Origin of the sequence: Nocardia rosealba, from assembly GCF_020216065.1 — a bacterium.
Taxonomy (GTDB): Bacteria; Actinomycetota; Actinomycetes; order Mycobacteriales; family Mycobacteriaceae; genus Nocardia; species Nocardia rosealba.
The window spans coordinates 1134228-1152141 of the sequence record NZ_JAIWNA010000002.1 but is presented as its reverse complement, the minus strand read 5'-3'; the positions used below and the strand labels follow the sequence as shown (position 1 = coordinate 1152141).

19 protein-coding genes are annotated in these 17914 nt (G+C 67.0%); 16 read left to right on the top strand and 3 right to left on the bottom strand.

Translation table 11 applies throughout. The features are described from left to right. Window positions 1-305 precede the first annotated feature (305 nt). On the bottom strand, window positions 306-1445 hold the full coding sequence (locus LDL21_RS12265) for a threonine synthase (protein ID WP_225280114.1): 1140 nt from the start codon (window positions 1443-1445) through the stop codon (window positions 306-308). A 567-nt stretch (window positions 1446-2012) separates the two neighbouring features. Here LDL21_RS12265 and LDL21_RS12260 point away from each other — a divergent pair. The 16 genes from LDL21_RS12260 to LDL21_RS12185 all read left to right on the top strand — a co-directional run bounded on the left by LDL21_RS12260 (window position 2013) and on the right by LDL21_RS12185 (window position 16764). Then, the gene (locus LDL21_RS12260) at window positions 2013-2621 is read left to right on the top strand and encodes a DUF3558 family protein (protein ID WP_225280113.1); all 609 of its coding nucleotides are present in this window, start codon (window positions 2013-2015) and stop codon (window positions 2619-2621) included. A 183-nt stretch (window positions 2622-2804) separates the two neighbouring features. After that, complete coding sequence (locus LDL21_RS12255) at window positions 2805-3398, top strand: hypothetical protein (RefSeq protein WP_225280112.1); 594 nt, start codon at window positions 2805-2807, stop codon at window positions 3396-3398. Between the two features lie 245 nt (window positions 3399-3643). Next, window positions 3644-4306 (top strand): TetR/AcrR family transcriptional regulator, encoded by a 663-nt coding sequence (locus LDL21_RS12250; protein ID WP_225280111.1) that lies wholly within the window; start codon window positions 3644-3646, stop codon window positions 4304-4306. Window positions 4307-4460: 154 nt separating this feature from the next. Next, a complete protein-coding gene (locus tag LDL21_RS12245; RefSeq protein WP_225280110.1) occupies window positions 4461-5012 on the top strand; it encodes a hypothetical protein in 552 nt (183 codons plus the stop codon). Further along, window positions 5012-5890 carry an MlaE family ABC transporter permease gene (locus tag LDL21_RS12240; protein ID WP_372462163.1) on the top strand — a complete coding sequence of 293 codons (879 nt, stop codon included), beginning with the start codon at window positions 5012-5014 and terminating at the stop codon, window positions 5888-5890. Before LDL21_RS12245 ends, LDL21_RS12240 begins: the two co-directional genes overlap by 1 nt. Continuing rightward, entirely contained in the window at window positions 5890-6744 is an 855-nt protein-coding gene (locus tag LDL21_RS12235) for an ABC transporter permease (protein ID WP_225280108.1), read from the top strand. Before LDL21_RS12240 ends, LDL21_RS12235 begins: the two co-directional genes overlap by 1 nt. Next, window positions 6745-8010 (top strand): MlaD family protein, encoded by a 1266-nt coding sequence (locus tag LDL21_RS12230; protein WP_225280107.1) that lies wholly within the window; start codon window positions 6745-6747, stop codon window positions 8008-8010. After that, on the top strand, window positions 8007-9044 hold the full coding sequence (locus tag LDL21_RS12225; protein WP_225280106.1) for an MlaD family protein: 1038 nt from the start codon (window positions 8007-8009) through the stop codon (window positions 9042-9044). Before LDL21_RS12230 ends, LDL21_RS12225 begins: the two co-directional genes overlap by 4 nt. A 4-nt stretch (window positions 9045-9048) precedes the next feature. Beyond that, window positions 9049-10059, top strand: coding sequence for an MCE family protein (locus tag LDL21_RS12220; RefSeq protein WP_225280105.1), 1011 nt, complete (start codon window positions 9049-9051; stop codon window positions 10057-10059). Next, entirely contained in the window at window positions 10056-11153 is a 1098-nt protein-coding gene (locus LDL21_RS12215) for an MCE family protein (RefSeq protein WP_225280104.1), read from the top strand. Before LDL21_RS12220 ends, LDL21_RS12215 begins: the two co-directional genes overlap by 4 nt. Next, window positions 11150-12256: an MlaD family protein gene (locus LDL21_RS12210; RefSeq protein WP_225280103.1), complete on the top strand. Its 1107-nt coding sequence runs from the start codon at window positions 11150-11152 to the stop codon at window positions 12254-12256. Before LDL21_RS12215 ends, LDL21_RS12210 begins: the two co-directional genes overlap by 4 nt. Then, window positions 12253-13533, top strand: a complete 1281-nt coding sequence (locus LDL21_RS12205) for an MlaD family protein (protein WP_225280102.1) — start codon at window positions 12253-12255, stop codon at window positions 13531-13533. The genes LDL21_RS12210 and LDL21_RS12205 overlap by 4 nt, the downstream gene beginning before the upstream one ends. A 45-nt stretch (window positions 13534-13578) precedes the next feature. Then, window positions 13579-14193 (top strand): Rv1363c family protein, encoded by a 615-nt coding sequence (locus LDL21_RS12200; protein WP_181696133.1) that lies wholly within the window; start codon window positions 13579-13581, stop codon window positions 14191-14193. Window positions 14194-14318: 125 nt separating this feature from the next. After that, window positions 14319-15596 carry a cytochrome P450 gene (locus LDL21_RS12195; RefSeq protein WP_225280101.1) on the top strand — a complete coding sequence of 426 codons (1278 nt, stop codon included), beginning with the start codon at window positions 14319-14321 and terminating at the stop codon, window positions 15594-15596. 25 nt (window positions 15597-15621) lie between these two features. Then, the gene (locus LDL21_RS12190) at window positions 15622-16458 is read left to right on the top strand and encodes a mycofactocin-coupled SDR family oxidoreductase (RefSeq protein ID WP_225280100.1); all 837 of its coding nucleotides are present in this window, start codon (window positions 15622-15624) and stop codon (window positions 16456-16458) included. A 111-nt stretch (window positions 16459-16569) separates the two neighbouring features. Continuing rightward, on the top strand, window positions 16570-16764 hold the full coding sequence (locus tag LDL21_RS12185; RefSeq protein WP_181696130.1) for a ferredoxin: 195 nt from the start codon (window positions 16570-16572) through the stop codon (window positions 16762-16764). 6 nt (window positions 16765-16770) lie between these two features. Here the strand turns inward: LDL21_RS12185 and LDL21_RS12180 are convergent, their stop codons facing one another. After that, window positions 16771-16995: a hypothetical protein gene (locus LDL21_RS12180; RefSeq protein WP_181696129.1), complete on the bottom strand. Its 225-nt coding sequence runs from the start codon at window positions 16993-16995 to the stop codon at window positions 16771-16773. Between the two features lie 18 nt (window positions 16996-17013). Further along, window positions 17014-17844, bottom strand: a complete 831-nt coding sequence (locus LDL21_RS12175; RefSeq protein WP_225280099.1) for an SDR family oxidoreductase — start codon at window positions 17842-17844, stop codon at window positions 17014-17016. Window positions 17845-17914: the final 70 nt, after the last annotated feature.

Genomic DNA, 17914 nt, shown 5'->3' with positions numbered 1-17914 from the left:
ACCGGCTTCTGCCGTAGTAGACCGTCATCGCGGGTATGCAGATAGGTGGGCCGTACCCACCTATTTGCTGCTGGCGGCGACCCGGTTCGTACCCGGGATCAGTTCCACGGCGGCACTAACGGTTCCAGATGACCTGGATCAGGCCATCCAACCCGCTGAGGGTGACGGCAGAGATCGGTTTGTAGTCGACCCTGAACCCAACCTCGCCGCTTTGGTCGTCCCGATGCCGTTTCCGACCGGATCGGAGTCCAGACCCTCGACAAATCGCGGTCGCGAGCGAAATGCGGAGTTGTGTGCGATGCCGCTCATTCGTGCGCTGTATCCAGCAGTTCGGCCACCGTGGGCGCGGCCTTCAACCCTGAGCCGGTGAGGAAGACCACGGTTTCCTCCGCCGGCGTGATGTGTCCCGACGTCAACAGGGCCGAATACGCCGCGGCCGCGCATGCGCTGGTCGGCTCGACGAACAGGCCGCTCGAGCACAGTTTTTCCAGCGCGTGCACGATGTCGTTCTCGGGGATCGTGACCGTGGCGCCCCCGCTGTCGCGCAGCGCCGCGATCATCTGTGTCAGCCGTAGCGGGCGGGCGATCGACGTGCCTTGCGCGATCGTCGGCGCCACCGCGCGCTCGACCGGCTGGTCGGTGCCGGCGGTGAAGCTCGCATCGACCGGTGAGCAGTTCAGCGGCTGCGCGGCGAACAGGCGCGGCATCCGCTCGATCTGTCCCGCGCGCAACAGTTCACGGAACCCGAGCCAGCATCCCAGCAGACTGCTGCCCGCGCCGACCGGGACGACGACATTGTCGGGCGCGCGAAACCCGAGGTCTTCCCACAGCTCGTAGGCGAGGGTCTTGGTGCCTTGCAGGAAGAACGCCTGCCAGTTGTGGCTGGCGTAGAAGGCGTCGCCCTCGGCTTGCCGGATCGCCTCGTTCTGCGACTCCTCGCGCAGGCCCTCCACCAGCTGCAACTCCGCGCCGAAGGCTCGAACCTGCGCGATCTTGGCCGACGAGGTCGACGCGGGCGCGAGGATCTTCACCCGTAGACCGCCCGCGGCGCCGTACCCCGCGATCGAGGAGCCGCCATTGCCGGAGCTGTCTTCGAGTATCGACCGGATTCCGCGATCGCGCAGATAGGACAGCATCACGCTCGTGCCGCGGTCTTTGAAGCTGCCGGTCGGATTCAGGAAGTCCAGTTTGAACAGCGGTCGCCCGCCACGCTCCCATTCCCGTTCCAGCAGCGGCGTCGAGCCCTCACCGAGCGAGATCGGATCCGAGAACTCCACCGGCAGCGCCGCGCGGTACCGCCACAGCGACCGTGCGGAGACATCGATATCGGAACGGTCGAGTCCGGCTCCCGGGTCGATCCACAGTGGGCGTCCTGCCGCAGACCGCCACCGGGGCTCATCCAGGGGGTACTCGCTGCCGTCCACGGGATCCCGATACACGCTCACGCCAACACGCTAGACGCTCCGTCTTCGAGCGGACAACCAGTCCACACGACATCAAAGGCTGCTCAGTTGAGCTCAGGCGCAACGGATTACACATCGAACCGGCATCTCCGAGATCGCAGTCCCTCATGCTGAGTCATTGCCTGCCATGAGGACTCGAGCCGATCGGGTTCCTTATAACTCCCACGGGTTCTCCGGATCGCCAGACGACTGATGGTGGGGTTCGCCTGATATCGGGAGAGTCGATTACGGAGTGTACGAGGCTGATCCGCGCAGCCCTTGTACGACGTGGGTCATGGTGGAACGCGACCGGCATGCATGAGCACGATCAGGCCCTCGAACAGGTTACAGCCGAGCCGGTCGGCCTCCTGCGCTTTTCGCTATCCAAGGCCAACACAGGGCCCGTACCCTGACGGACCACTTGCGTTGCACCAGCGGAGTCGGCATCGAATTCACCGACAGTTTGTCCGCACCACTACGCGGTTGATTTCAGCAGCACCCAGGCCTCGGAGCGGCGCGCTGTGCGCCGTGTTGCGAGCTCTGGTTTCATGGCGGCGGGAGGAATGTCTGATGGCGATAGGTTCCTGCGCCCGTCCGTGGTGGCTGGGGTGGTCGGCTATGGGGGTGGTTGCCGTGGCGACGGCCGGGTGTGGCATCGATGTCGGCTCGAAGCCTGCGGCCGTGACGACGGCGAGCGCAATGACCTCGCCAGCTCCCGCGTTGGCACCGCAGCCGTGGACATTGGCCGAGCTCACTTATCATCCATGTAGCGTGCTGGACAGTGAGGATCTCGCACGCTTCGTGCTCGACCCAGTAGTTCGAGCCGACACACCCCCGGAGGGCTTGTCGGCGTGTTCGTGGTTCTCGATCCAGACGTCGTTGTCGGGGCGTTTCAACATTCGATTCGCTCCGGCCAAAGCAGACCTCAGCGATCTCTCTCAGCGAAGGGTGTCGGATCCACTCGAACAGCAGGTCGCGATCGGGGGACAGCGCGCGGTGTTGAAATCTGAGGTACGTCCCGATGGCCGAAACGGCAGCTGTAGCGTGCACGTATCGGTACCCTCCGGTGGCTCGTTCTATCTCGGGATCGCCGCAGCGGGGATCACCTCCGGCGTTGACTGGGACGTGTGCGCCAAGACGATCGACATCGCCACAGTTATCTCGGCGCGTCTACGTTGAGACGATTCAGGCGGTGACCTCGAGCTGGTACTGGGACCACAAACGCGGTCTATCATGTCGGCGGCTCCGCAGTAGCTGAGCACCGACCGAGGTTGCGGTCGAAGTAGCGGGCATGACGCACGGTGAAATTTGCCACCGCTTCACCGGTCGGGCCGATGGTGTCGACGATAAGGGGGATTCGATGTGGATGCCGGGGTTCGGTCTCTGATGATAGTTCGTATCGCGGCAGTGAGGCGGTTCCACGACAATGACACGGTGCTGCCGGATGAGGACTACACGAGCCTGGTACCGAACCCGCCGACCCGCTTCGGGGTGGGTGAGTTACGCGATGCTTATGTCGACGTCGTTACCGACGAACGTAATCCGCGGTGGATGGCCGCGGAACGCCGCGCCTACTTCGATGGGCTGTGCGGGTTGTTCGACCTGGATCTGCCGACCTCACGTCAGAGTGTCGGCCGAGGCCGCAACCAGTATGTGCATGGCCTGCTGCTCGACACGGCGGAGTCGTTGCAGCGCACGGGAACCCCGTGGGACGGTTACCTGGTGGCGGGAGCGCTGCTGAAAGAGTTGGACCACCTCGGAATCGGTGAAGCGCACGGGGAGTTCGTGTCCGAACTGTGCGCGGCAGTGGACGCCTCGCGAGCCAAGCATCGCGAATTGCTCGACCTGCTCCTGGGCGGTCTACTCGGCGATCGAGCGAATCAGGTGTTCACCCTGGATGACCTCGAGGCAGCTGGGATCGAGCGTGCTGTCCCGATCCGCTATCTGCCCGACTGATCACAAGGCGTTCCGGCAGACGATGTCGGTGCCTACCGGCATCGAATCGCAACGAGCCGCAACCCGGTCTGCCCCGTTTGCGGCAACCACACCATCCGTGTCACTTCGTCGCCGCAGTGTCGAATCCGGACCGGTGCGGCATCGCGACAGTTTCACCGCGCTCCTCCGGTGTTCCCGATTTCCGAGGCTGGAGGATGCGGGGGAGGGGCGCACGTTCGTTCGGGCGGCGAGGTTAACGTAACGGAGTGAGACGGACATCTGACGCGGATTCTTCGACGGAGATCATCAATGTCGTGGTCGACATGCTGATGTCAGAGGGTTATGACGCGCTGCAGGTGAAAGAGGTGGCCCGCCGCGCCCGGGTTTCGTTGGCAACGGTGTACAAGAAGTTCACCACCCGTGACGAGTTGATCGTCGCCGCCGTCGCGCGATGGATGGACATCAACAGCTACTCCGAACTCGATCAGCCGCGCCCGGACGAGTCCTTGGCCGATGGGCTGATGCGGGTGCTGCACCATGTTTTCGAGCCGTGGGAACGCAATCCGCGCATGCTCGAGGCCTACCATCGCGCCCGCCGCACCGCCACCGGCAGGCGACTCGACGCACAGGGCGTGAGTGCGGTGTGGCCCTTCGCCGAGGCGTTGTTCGAGGGGATGGACCGGGACTACGTCGAGGACATCGCGCTGGTCCTCACAAACATGATCTATGCCTTGACCGGCCGGTTCGTCGACCGGGACATCGAGGTCACCGACATTCTGCCGATCCTCGACCGCGCGATCCGCAGGATCACGCTGCACGGCGATCCGCGGCGTGCGGGTGTCGATGCGGCGCCGCGTCCGGCCGCCTCGGAACCGGTGGTCGACCCCTCCTTCGCCGGGCCGTACGGGCCGGATCGACCGCCGCAGTGACGTGATGCAGATCACTATTTAGTTGCCGCAGACCGCTGCGCATCGATGAGTAATCGGATTACCGTGTGGTTCCGCAGGGGGTTCGGGCACCGAAACAATCCGCCGCCCATCGACCCCTTCGCGATCGTCAGTTTCGAAGATCGGGACGGGAACCATGGCTGCAATCGTCGATTCCGCGCACTGGAGAGCCCACGCCCGCAGGCATCCCCTCCGCTACCGCTTGGCGATCATCGCGCCGAACGCGCTGGAGGTCGTGCGGCACGCAGGCGGTTGGCTCTTCGATCAGACCACCGCGGGCTGGGAGGTGACGGTTCTCGTGATCGATCACTCCGATGTCCGCCCGCTCCGGATCCTCGGCGCCACCGTCCTGGACTTCGAGCAGTCGCTGGCCGAGCCGAAACATGACACCTGGCCGCACGCGCTCGCCGCGCCTGCGCAGATGTGTGCCACCGACCCGCGGGTGCGCGAGGGAATTCTGCACTGTCTCGACCACGGTGCCGCCGAGGTCGCGCTCTGGGGTGACGCTCTGCCCGACGAATTCGCGCAGCGTGTCGGGACCGCGCATCACCCGGTGAGCCGCGCGGCGCGAGCATTCAAGGCGTGCGCGGTGGCCTCGGCGGGTCATCCCGGCGAAAAGATCAGTGCCACAGAGGTCTTCAGCGTCGGCGCGTTGCGTCACACCGCTGGGCTGGTCTCCGCGAGCTGATGATGACCTCAGCCGACCGAGCCGACATCGAGGTCGGCGCGTCGAAGGCGAAACCGGCGGCGACCCAGATCGGCGACTGGGGACGCGGCTATCTGCGCCGCCATCCGATCACCGCGCTGGAAACCGTCGGCGGCCAATTCCTGCTCGGCACAAGCGCCGTGCGATTCCTCGTCGTCGACCTCGTGACCGGCCGCTTCGCGTTCACCGAGTTCGTCCGGCAGGCCACGTTCATGGCATCGTCGGCGGCGCTGCCCACCATCTTCGTCGCGTCGCCCATCGGGGTGACGCTGTCCATCCAATTCGGTCTCCTGGCAGGCCAGGTCGGTGCCACTTCGCTGGCCGGGGCGGCGAGCGGGCTCGCGGTGATCCGGCAGGGCGCGCCGATGGTCGCCGCCCTGTTGATGGCATCGGCGGTCGGCTCGGCGATCTGCGCCGACCTGGGATCGCGCAAGATCCGTGACGAGCTCGACGCGATGGAGATCATGGGTGTCTCGGTGACCCGGCGGCTGGTCGTCCCCCGCTTGGCCGCCGGTGTGCTGATCGGTGTGTCGCTCACCGGAATCGTGTGCTTCGTCGGGTTTCTCGCGGGATACCTGTTCAATGTGTTCGTCCAGGGCGGGGCACCGGGCAGTTTCGTCGCCACCTTCTCGTCCTTCGCCACGGTCGGTGACATGGCGCTGACGATGATCAAAGCGACGGTGTACGGGGCCATCGTCGCCGTGGTCGCCTGCGAGAAGGGTCTCTCGACCAGGGGCGGTCCGGCAGGGGTGGCGAATTCGGTCAACTCGACCGTGGTGTCGTCGATCCTGCTGTTGATGATCGTCAACGTCGCCTTCACCCAGCTGTACATGATCTTGTTGCCGCGGCAGGGGCTGTGATGGCGGCACGGTACTTTCCGCCGGGGGTCCGGCCCATCTATCTGGCCGCGGTCCGGTTGGCGGCGGCGGCGATGCGGCTCGGCCACATCGGGACCTTCCTGTGCCGGGCCGTGTTCGCGATTCCGGTGATGCTGCGCCACTACCGCGCCGAGTTCGTGCGCATCCTGTCCGACATCACCTGGGGGAACGGTTCGATCGTCGTCGGTGGTGGCACCGCGGGCGTCATCATCGTGCTCGGTGCGGCGGGCGGTGCGATCGTCGGGCTGGAAGGGTACAACGCCCTGCACCTGCTCGGGATGGAGCCGACGGTCGGCCTCATCGCCTCGACGGCCTCGACCAGGGAACTCGCACCCATCATGGCCTCGCTGGCCTTCGCCGCGCAGGCGGGTTGCCGGTTCACCGCGCAACTCGGTGCGATGGGCATCGCCGAGGAGATCGAGGCGATGGAATCCATGGCCGTGCGGGCCATCCCGTATCTGGTGAGCACCCGGATCCTGGCGTCGGTGGTCGCCATGGTGCCGCTGTATCTGGTCTGCCTCGCCGCCAACTACCTCGCGGTCGAAGTGGTGGTCGGGCTGTCTGGTGGGTTGTCGGCGGGGACCTATCAGCACTACTTCCAGCTCGTGCTCAACGGTCCCGATATCGCGTATTCCTTGCTCAAGGCGATCGTCTTCGTCGTCCTTACTTCGACCATCCAGTGCTACTACGGCTTCTATGCCTCGGGCGGTCCCCAGGGTGTCGGCACGGCGGCCGGGCGGGCGATGCGGGCGGCCATCTCGGTGATGATCGTGGTGAACCTGCTGCTCACCGTGGGTATGTGGGGCATCGGATCCAGTGCGCGGCTGGGAGGGTAGATGTCGCTGCCGATGCTGGAGAAGGACGGACGTGGGCCGGGTGGACTCGCGCTCGTGTTGCGCGGGCTGCTGCTGATCGTGGTGACGACGATGGTGGTCACGGCGCTGCTGATGAAGTCGACGGGGCGATTCGACGCACGGGTGGAAGTGATCGCTCTGCTCGACGAACTGGGCGACGGGCTGCCCGCCCGCTCTGATGTGAAATTCCGTGGCCTGCTGATCGGTTCGGTCGCCGAGGTGACCCTCGCCGCCGACGGCGGCGCCAACCGGGTCCGGCTGCTGCTCGACCCGGCGTACGCGTCGGGCGTGCCGAGGACGGTCACCGCACGGGTGGTGCCGAGCAACGTGTTCGCGGTGTCTTCGATCCAGCTGGTCGACAACGGTCCCGGGTCTGCGCTGCATGCCGGTGCCGAGATTCCGCAGGATCGCAGCCTGGCCACTGTCCAGCTGCAGACCGCGCTGACCAAGCTACGCGAGATCATCGCGAGCACCGCGCGGGTCGGGTCGACGGGAACAGTCGGCTTACTCGCCGCGGTAGCCGAGGCGACCGACCGCCGGGGCGACGACCTCGTCCGCGCCGGTCGGCAACTCGACCGGATCACCAGGGAGTTCGACGCGCTGATCGCACCCGACGGCGGTCCCTCCACGCTCGCCGCCATGGCCGATGCCGTGCGCGGTTTGAACGCGGCGGCACCGGATCTGCTGGATACGCTGCACTCGGCGGTACTGCCGCTGCGCACGGTCGTCGAGCGGGAGGCCGAGCTGCTCGACCTGCTGTCGGCGGGCGCTTCCACCACGTCGACGCTCGCGCGCGGCCTGGCCGAATACGGCGACGAGATCGTCACTGTGACAAAAGATCTGGATCCGGTGCTGGATGTGGTCGGTGCGGGTGCGGGTGCCTTCGCACCGATCGTCGTAAGGATCAAAACGATCTCCGACCTGTGGTTCGCCGAGTTCTGGAACTCCGAAACCAACACCGGCACCGGCAAATTCCAGTTCCGGTTGAGCCCGCACACGCCTTACACCCGCGCGGACTGCCCCCGCTACGGCGAGCTGGCCGCACCGAGCTGCGCCACGGCACCGACCACCATCGCCGAACAGGAGCCGGCACCGACGATGGACCCGGCTTCCTACCCGGTGCCCGACCTGTCACCCGAGATTCAGGAGCTGATCCGCAGGGTACTGAGCGGTCAGGGTGACGCCGCGGAACTCGTTCTGGCGCAACTGCTTTCGGACGGCCCACTGCCGCTGGGAGGTGGACGATGAGTTTCCGGCGATCCCTGCTCGGACTGAGCCTGTTCGTCACCGTGTCCCTCGGCCTGATCTGGGTCACCTTCGTGACACTGCACCGGGGGATAGACGGCTCGACCACCACGTATTCGGCGCTCTTCAGCGATGTCACCGGATTGCGCGTCGGTGACGACGTCCGCATGGCTGGTGTCCGGGTGGGTCGTGTCGATGGGATCTCGCTGGTCGGCAACCGCGCCGAGGTGCGGTTCCGGGTGGAATCCGATCAGAAGGTGTACGGCAACACCAGAGCCGCCATCACCTATCAGAACGTGATCGGCCAGCGCTATCTCGGGCTCACCCCGGCCGACTTCGGCGACCCGCGCCAACTGGCCCCCGGCGAGCGGATCCCGCTCGAACACACCGAACCCTCGTTCGATATCTCGGTGCTGCTCAACGGGTTCGAACCGCTGTTCGGCGGGCTCGACCCGCACCAGGTCGACAATGTGACAGCCGCGCTCGTCACCGCGTTGCAGGGCGACAACACTTCGCTGGTCTTGCTGATCGCGCAGGTCTCCACCCTCGCCGAATCCCTCGCCGGGCCGGATCAGGTGCTCGGTGCCGTCATCACGAACCTCAGCGCGGTGGTCGCGGACCTGTCGCGGCACAGCGGCTCGGTGAGCACCCTGCTCACCCGGTCGCGCTCCATCATCGACGGGCTCTCGCGGCACCGCGACGAGGTGCTCACCGCGTTGACCACGGCCGCGTCGACGACCGGACGACTGGCAACCGTCGTCGAGAATGTGCGTCCCCACGCGCACGAATTCCTCGCGCGGGAACCGGGATTCACTCGCCACTTCATGGAGAACAAGGACAGCTTCGCCTACCTCGGTTTCAACCTGCCCGCGATGCTGAAGGGGCTGGCCAGGGTGAGTCAGGAGGGCTCCTACCTCAACACCTACCTGTGCAACATGGGTGTGACCTTCCTGCCCGGGCTCACGACGCTCGTCCCGACCATCGTGGGGCTGGCCTCGCCGACCGGCACCATCCGACAATCACCGATCTGCAGGTGAGGCAATGACATCGAAGCATTTGTCCAAGAGCATGCTCGGGCTGCTGGCACTGGGCCTGCTGCTGGCCGTGGTCGCCGGGGCGGTGGGGTTCAACTCCCTGCATGTCGGGCAGCAGCGCTACGAGGTGGAATTCACGCAGGCCGCCGGTTTGCGCGTGGGTGACGGGGTCACCATCGCCGGAGTGCCGGTGGGCACCGTCGACCGGCAGCGGTTGGCAGGCGACCGGGTACTGGTGACCTTGAGCGTCGACCGGTCGGCCCAGCTCGGAGCCGAGACCCGCGCCGCCATCAAGCTCACCACGCTGCTCGGCGCCCGCTATGTGGAACTCAGCCCAGCAGGTGACGGCGAGGTCGCCGATCACCGGATCACGCTGTCCCACACCTCTGTTCCCTATGATCTGCAGGAGGCGCTCGACAATGCGACGACGACCTTCGAGCAGATCGATGCCGGCCGGATCGCCACGTCCCTGGACGCGCTGGCCAACCAACTCGACGGTGTGCCGACGGTCCTGCCCGGCCTGCTGGACAATCTGCGCTCGCTCGCCGCGATCCTCGGCGGTCGCCGCGACGAGCTCGGCAGCCTGCTCACCGGCGTGCGGCAGCTGACCACCGTGGTCGCCGAGCAACAGGGCGACCTGGCGGCGATCACGACACAAGGCCGCGACCTGGTCACCGAGATCCTCGCCCGGCGCGGCGCCCTCCAGACCCTGATGGACGCCACGCGGCGCCTGGCAGACGAGGTCAGAATTCTGGTGGTCGAGGACCGGCCTCGGATCGAGGAGCTGCTGCGCGGTTTCGACGGGCTGCTCGGCAGTCTTGCCCGGCACGACGACCTGCTGCGCAACATCCTGCACATCCTGCCCGTCCCCATCCGGAACTTCGCGAACGCCTCGGGCACCGCCAACGAGGTCGATTTCACTGCCCCCGCCGGGCCGCTGATCGACTCGTGGATGTGCGCCCTGAGCGGTCGCGCCGATCAGCTCGCGATGTCGCCCTACTTCCAGGACTGTCGATGAACGCACTCACCACCGTGGTCCGGTTCGCCCTGGTTCTCGCTCTCGGCGGGCTCGCCGGGTGCGCGGTCGATCCGGCGGACGAAGCGATCATCGTCACCGCCCACTTCGACAATGCCGCGGGTCTGTACGTCGGCAACGCGGTCGCCGTGCTCGGGATGCCGGTGGGTGAAGTCATCTCGGTGACCCCGCGCGGTTCCCACGTCGAGGTGGGTTTGCGCGTCGAGGGGGACGTGCCCATCCCCGCGGACGCGACCGCCGTGACCGTGTCGACCTCGGTGCTCACCGATCGGCACGTCGAGTTCACACCGGTGTACCGGGGTGGCGAAACCCTCGCCGACGGAGCACGACTCGGCCTGGAACGCACCCGAACACCAGTCGAATTCGACCGCCTGCTCGGTGCCGCCGACGGCATGGCCGCCGAGCTGTCCGGGGAAACACCCACCGACGGCCCGATCGCGCGGCTGCTCGCGGTGTCCGCCGAGATCGCGTCGGGTAGCGGCCCGCAACTGCGGACCACGCTGAACGAACTGTCCACCGCCCTTCGGCTCGGCGCGGACGGGGGATCGGAGACCAGGGCGGCGATCGCCGCGGTGGTCGACGAACTGTCGGTGCTGATGCGTTCCGCGGCCGACAACGACCGCGCGATCCGCAAATTCGGCGGGGCGACCGCGCAATTGGGCGACGTGCTGGCCGAGCTCGACATCGGCGCGGGCGACACGGGCGCGCAGATCGTGGAGATCATGCGGCAGAGCACCGAACTGCTCGAGCACAACAGCGCGAGCCTGCGCTCCACCGTGCAGCACGCGGACACGGTGACCCGTGCGCTCGCCGACTACCGCACCGAGGTCGCGGAGTTCCTGGACGTGACCCCGCTACTGCTCAACAACGCCTACAACGCCATCGACGTCGACTACCGGGGCGTACGCGTGCACGCGCTGCTGGACAAGGTGTTCTTCGACGGCCAGCTGGTGAAGGAGGTCTGCAATATTCTCGGCCTGCGCCAACTCGGTTGCAGCACTGGAACATTGCAGGACTTCGGCCCCGACTTCGGGATCACCGACATGCTCGAGGCGATGTCGAGGTTGCCGCGATGACCAGACGATGTCGCACAACCGCCGTCCTGGTGACGGGGTTCGTCCTGAGTTCGGCGACCGGCTGCTCGACCGGCCTCGGTGACCTGCCGCTGCCCGCACCCGGTGTCGGCGGGGCGAGTTACGAGATCCACGCCGGGTTCGCCAACGCCCTGAATCTGCCCGAGCGGGCCAAGGTGCGGGTACTCGGTGCCGACGTCGGTGAGGTCGCCGAGATGTCGGTGCGCGACTACACCGCCGTGGTCACCATGCGGATCCAGGACGGGGTCGTCCTACCGGTGGGCACCCGCGCCGAACTGCGCACCGCCACACCGCTCGGCGACGTCTTCGTGGCCCTCACGCCGCCGGAGACCGCCGCGCCCGGCGGGCCGCTGATGCGCGACGGTGACACCATTCCACTCGCCACCACCCAGGCCGCCGCCACCATCGAGGAACTGCTGACCACCGCGTCGTTGCTGGTCAACGGTGGTGTCATCCGCAACCTCACCGATATCGTCAACGGGCTCGGTCGCGCGGTGGGTGATCGCGGCGCGAATCTCGCCGCGCTGCTGGACAGGTCGACGAGGGTCGTGCAGGCGCTGGCCGCGCGATCGGCCGATATTCGCACCGCCCTGGTCGAAGTCGAGGCGCTGACCCGGCAGTTGCGCGAGCAGCGTCGTCCGCTCGGTGAACTGGTCGAGCTGGCAGGCCCGGCGCTGTCGGTGGTCACCGGCGGCTCCCAGCAGGCGCTCACGCTGATCCGGCAGATCGACGCGATCAGCAGAGAACTGGCCGAATTCCCCGCGATCGATGGCACCGCGGCGGTCGGCATGGTCGCCGACATCAACCGGATCTCCGCAGGCCTCGGCGCCGCCGCGACCGAGCCGAACGCGAGCCTGGCGGCGATGAACGCCATCCTCGGCCCGATCATCAATGTCACCAACGGCACCTCGGCCCACGTGAACGCCGATCTGCAGGACATCACGATCGGCTCGCTGCCCGACCCGGCACACCCGGGTGATCCGGGGAGCCGCGTGCCCGACGCGAGCGACTGGCAGAGTTTCGTCGGAACCCTCACCTACACCCTGCTCAGGTTGCAGCAGCGAGTGACGGGACCGGCCCGATGAGCGGGCGCCTGGCCGAATCTGTCGACGCACCTGCCCGGATGGTCCTCGCCTCGGTGCGGTGGGGGCACCGGCACCGATCCTTCCTGTCCGGAACCGCGCTGCTGGCGACACTCGTGCTCGGGACCGCCTATCTCGTCTTCGGTTCGCTCGGCGTCGATCCCACGGCAGCCACGATGACGGTCCGGGTGCACCTGGCCCAGTCCGGCGGCCTCTTACCCGGACAGCACGTGACGCTACGTGGGGTGCCGATCGGACGGGTCGAGTCGGTCGAATTCACCCCGACCGGTCTGCTCGCGACCGCGACCATCGACGCGGATATCGCCGTCCCCGCCGACGGTGCGGTGCGCGTCGCGAGCCTGTCGCCGGCGGGGGAGCAATACCTGGACTTCCGCCCGGCCGGGGACGGCGGGCCCGCTCTGCGCGACGGCGCCGAGATCGGCGTCGACCGCACCTCGACGCCGGTGCCGCTGTGGCAGACACTCACCCAGCTCGATTCCGCGCTCGCCCAGGTTGATCCGGCACAGCTGGGCGCGATCGTCGCCGAACTCGGTGTGAGCGACGCGGGCCCGCGCAAACTGGCCGACATCATCGACGGCGGCGTCTTCCTGATCTCCACGCTCGACTCGGTCCTGCCGCAAACGGTGAGCCTGATCCGTGACGGCCGAACCGTCCTCACCACCGCCGCCGACGGCGCCCCCGCCCTGCGCGAATTCGCCTCGGACACAAAGGAACTGATGGCCGGTGTGGAAGCGAAGACCGGCGGATTCGTCGATTTGCTCGGCGTCGCGCCCGGAACGCTGCGCGCGTTGGACGCGGTGATGGCACAGAATTCGCACGCTGTCACCGGTCTGCTCGGCAATCTCGGTGCGGTGTCGGCGATGGCGAACTCCCGGGTGCCCGCGCTGAGCGAATTCTTCTTTCCGACCGAACGGCCCGGCTCCACCCTGGGCAACCTGACCGCGGCGTTCCACGACGGTGGCCTGTGGGGGCTGGTCAACCTCTACCCGAGGTACTCCTGCGACTACGACCTCCCGCGGCACCCGCCCTCGCAGCCGGACTTTCCGGAACCGTACCTCTACACCTACTGCCCGAACGACGACCCGTCGGTGCTCATCCGTGGCGCCCGCAACGCACCACGGCCGCCCGGCGAAGCGATTCCCGGTGCGCCACCGCCGGGACGAGCGGCCGACACGCAGGCGATTCCCACGCCACTGGGGCCATGGACCATCCCGCTCACATACGGCGGTCCGGAGCTGCCTACACCGGTTCCACGGTGATCCGGCCGCCCGCGCGACAAGCAACCATCCACGTTAGGAATCACCATGAACGACACCGACACACGGGAACCTGTCACCGAGGAGCCTGCGGTCGCCGAGGAGGCTGCGACCACGCCGGACGAGAGCCCCGAGGTGAGTGAGCCGGATGACGTGCGGGCCGCCCGGCGCATCCGATGGGCCGGAACCGCACGCAAGCTCGCGGTTCCGGCGGTCGTGGTGCTCGCGGTGCTGGCGACCGCGGTGGCCGGCTTCCTCGGCTGGAAGCTCGAGGAGAAATCCGATATCGATGCCGCCGGTGAGGCGGGCCTCGCGGCCGCGCGCGCCTACGCCGTCACCCTCACCAGCGTGGACTCCAACCACCTCGACCGTGATTTCGCCGCCGTACTCGACGGGTCGACCGGCGAATTCAAGGACATGTACACCAGGTCGAGCGGCCAGTTGCGTCAGCTGCTGCTGGACAACAAGGCGACCGGCACCGGCACGGTGCTCGACGCGGCGGTAAAGACTAAGACCGAGACCAAGGTCGAAGTGCTGCTGTTCATCGATCAGACCGTCACCAACGCCGCGGTCACCGATCCGCGCGTCGACCACAGCCGGGTCCAGATGACGATGGAACTGGTCGACGGCCGCTGGCTGGCGAGCCGGGTCTACCTCCCCTAATTCTCCTCCCAAGCAGTGGCGCGGGTCCGTTGCCGCCCAGTGGGAATGAGGTTCTCAAATATGAATATGGTTGTTACCATCGAAGTGCGCGCTTTTCGCGGCTTCTCGATCGTCAGGAGCTCTCCATGACCGATTTCGACACTGTGAACTATTTCACCGACCCCGAGCTGATTCCCGATCCGCATCCGTATTTCGATCATTTGCGGTCTAAGTGCCCGGTCACCCAGGAGCCGCACTACGGTGTCTACGCCGTGACCGGATACGAGGAATCCGCTGAGGTGCTGAAGGATTCGGCGATCTTCTCCTCGGCCGTCGCGGTGGGTGGGCCTTTCCCGCCGCTGCCGTTCACGCCGGTCGGCGACGACATCAGCGACCTCATCGAACAGCACCGGTCGGAATTGCCGATGTTCGAGCACATGGTGACGATGGACCCGCCGCAACACACTTTCGCGCGGTCGGTATTGAATCGTCTGCTCACTCCGGCCCGTTTGAAAGAGAACGAGGAATTCATGTGGCGGCTGGCCGACCGCCAGCTCGACGAATTCGCCGCCGAGGGTCGCTGTGAATTTCTTTCCCAATACGCCAAGCCGTTCGCGCTGCTGGTCGTCGCGGACATGCTCGGCGTTCCCGAGGAGGACCACGAGCAATTCCGGGTGGTCCTCGGTGCCGAACGGCCGGGTGCCCGGCCCGGCGCCATCGACAACGAAGCGCTGTCGAGCAACCCGTTGGCGTGGCTGGACGAGAAGTTCAGTTCCTATATCTCCGACCGCCGTACGGAACCGCGCGACGACGTGCTGACCTCCTTGGCGCTGGCGAAATACCCGGACGGCACCACCCCGGAGGTCATCGACGTCGTGCGCTCGGCGACCTTCCTGTTCGCGGCGGGTCAGGAAACCACCGCCAAGGTGCTCGGCGCCGCGATCCGCGTGCTCGGCGATCAACCGGAGGTGCAGGAGCGGTTGCGTGCCGACCGTAGCCTGATCCCGAACTTCATCGAGGAGACCCTGCGGATGGACGCGCCGGTCAAGAGCGGGTTCCGGCTCGCGCGGCGCGCGACGACCGTGGGTGACGTGCCGATCCCCGCCGGCGGGCTGGTGATGTTCTGCCCGGGCGCGGCCAACCGCGACCCCCGCCGATTCGAGGACCCGCACGAATTCCGCCTGGACCGCGACAACTTCCGCGAGCACATCGCCTTCGGTCGCGGCGTGCACACCTGCCCCGGGGGCCCGCTCGCCCGGGTGGAAGGCCGGGTCTCGATCGAACGAATCCTCGACCGCCTGCTCGATCTCCAGATCGACGCCGAGCACCACGGTCCGGTGGGTGCGCGCGAGTACGCCTACGAACCCACCTTCCTGCTGCGCGGGCTCAGCGAACTGCACATCACTTTCACTCCCCACTCCTGACCACGAGAGAACCGAGGTAACAAACATGACCGGACGGGTCGAAGGCAAAGTCGCGTTCATCACCGGAGCGGCGCGCGGTCAAGGCCGCAGTCACGCGGTGCGCTTGGCGCAGGAAGGCGCGGACATCATCGCGATCGATGTCTGCAAACAACTCGACAACGTGCCGTTCGCGATGTCGACCCCGGAGGACCTGGCGACCACCGCCGACCTGGTCCGGGCCGAGGGCAGGCGGGTGGTCACCGCCGAGGTGGACGTGCGCGACTACGACGGCGTGAAGGCCGCCCTCGACGCAGGCGTCGAGGAACTCGGACGGCTCGACATCGTGGTCGCCAACGCGGGCATCGGCAACGAGGGCGGTGCGCTGGCCGATCTGCGCGAGGACCTGTGGGACGACATGATCGACGTCAACCTCGGTGGTGTCTGGAAGTCGGTGAAAGCCGCTGTGCCGCACCTGGTTGCGGGTGAACGTGGTGGCTCGATCATTTTGACCAGTTCGGTGGGCGGGCTCAAGGCCTACCCGAACATCGGGCACTATGTGGCCGCCAAGCACGGCGTGGTCGGGCTCATGCGGACCTTCGCCGTGGAACTGGCACAGCACTCGATCCGCGTGAACTCGGTGCATCCCACGCACGTGAACACACCGATGGTGATGAACGAGGGCACCTACAAGCTGTTCCGCCCCGACCTGGAGAGCCCGGGGCCCGACGACCTCGTGCCGATCGCCAGGATGTTCCACACCCTGCCGGTGGCCTGGATCGAGCCCGAGGACGTGAGCAACGCGGTGCTGTACCTGGCCTCCGACGAGGCCCGCTACGTCACCGGTGTGCCCTTGCCGATCGACGCGGGCGGCATGCTGAAGTAGCCACCCCGCCGCGCCGGCCACGAGAACCCACCGTCGTGGTCGGCGCGGCGCCGTCTACGCACCGGTGGGCGCACGGCACGGGCCGGCGAATCATGAACGCGGAGAATGGGAATGAAGGTGTCGGTCGACGGGACCAAATGTGAGGGTCACGCACTGTGCGCGGGAATCGCGCCGACGGTGTTCGAGGTGAACGCCGACGACCTGGCGGTGGTGATCGAGGAGAGTCCGCAGGAGGCAGTGCTGTCGGAGGTCCGCTCGGCGGCCTCGGCCTGCCCGACGATGGCGATCGTCCTCGACGAGGACTGAACCGGATCAGGCGGCAGGGTCGTCCGCGGCCGTGCCGCCTGTCATGGTGGTTCGCGCCGCGGGCCCGTACCAACCGCACGGCAGTTCACAGGTGGCGACCACGAGCCGTTCGACCTTGCCGTCGAGCGACTTGCGCACCGTTTCCGCGGCTCCCGCCGGATATCCGCAGCGGGGGCACTTCCCGTAGTAGTCCAGGATCGGGCGGATCGTGATGTGAACGGTTGCGGGCACGGTTCTCCTCCTGCCGCGTCAGTCGAGAAAAAGGTCGAGCGTCGGGGCGTCGCCGCCGCCGTACCGGGAAAGGTCGTCGACGCCTGCGGCGGTGAGTACCTCGGCGTCGATGTAGCAGTGGCCGCTGGTGTCGCGCGCCGGGCGCGACAGGATCTCGATCGCCGCGTCGGCCATGATCTCCGGGCTGCGCGCGGAGCCGATCAGCTGTTCGCCGTCGGCCATGTTTGCGACGGCGGAGGTGGCGATATAGGTCTGCGGCCACAGGCAGTTCACCGCGATCCCCGCCTCCGCGAACTCGGCCGCCCACCCGAGCGACAGCAAGGTCATGCCGTACTTCGACAAGGTGTAGGCCGGGTGGGCGCCGAGCCAGCGCGGATTCATGTTCACCGGTGGCGACACGGTGAGCACATGAGGGTTGGCCGACGAACGCAGGTGCGGCAAGCAGGCTTTGGTCAGCAGGAAGGTCCCGCGCAGATTGATCTGGGCCATCAGGTCGAACTTCTTGGCCGTCAGCGCCTCGGTCGGCTCGACCGCGATCGCGCTGGCGTTGTTCACGCAGATATCGATCCCGCCGAATCGTTCCACCGCCGTCTCCACCGCGCGCTGGACATCGGCCTCGTCGCGGACGTCACCGACCACCGCCACGGCCTTGCCGCCGGCGGCTTCGATCGCGGCGACGGCGGTGTGCACGGTGCCGGGCAACCGGGGATGCGGTTGTGCCGTCTTCGCCAGCACCGCAACGTTTGCGCCCAGCCTGCCCGCAGCGAGGGCGATGGCGAGCCCGATGCCTCGGGAGCCGCCGGAGACGACCAGCGTTCGGTCGGTGAGAGGGGCGCGCTCGGTAGACATCGATCTCCTCTGGGTGGTGAGTCCGCTGGTCAACGCGGCGTTCCCCTCTGATGGTATTGGCATTCTCATT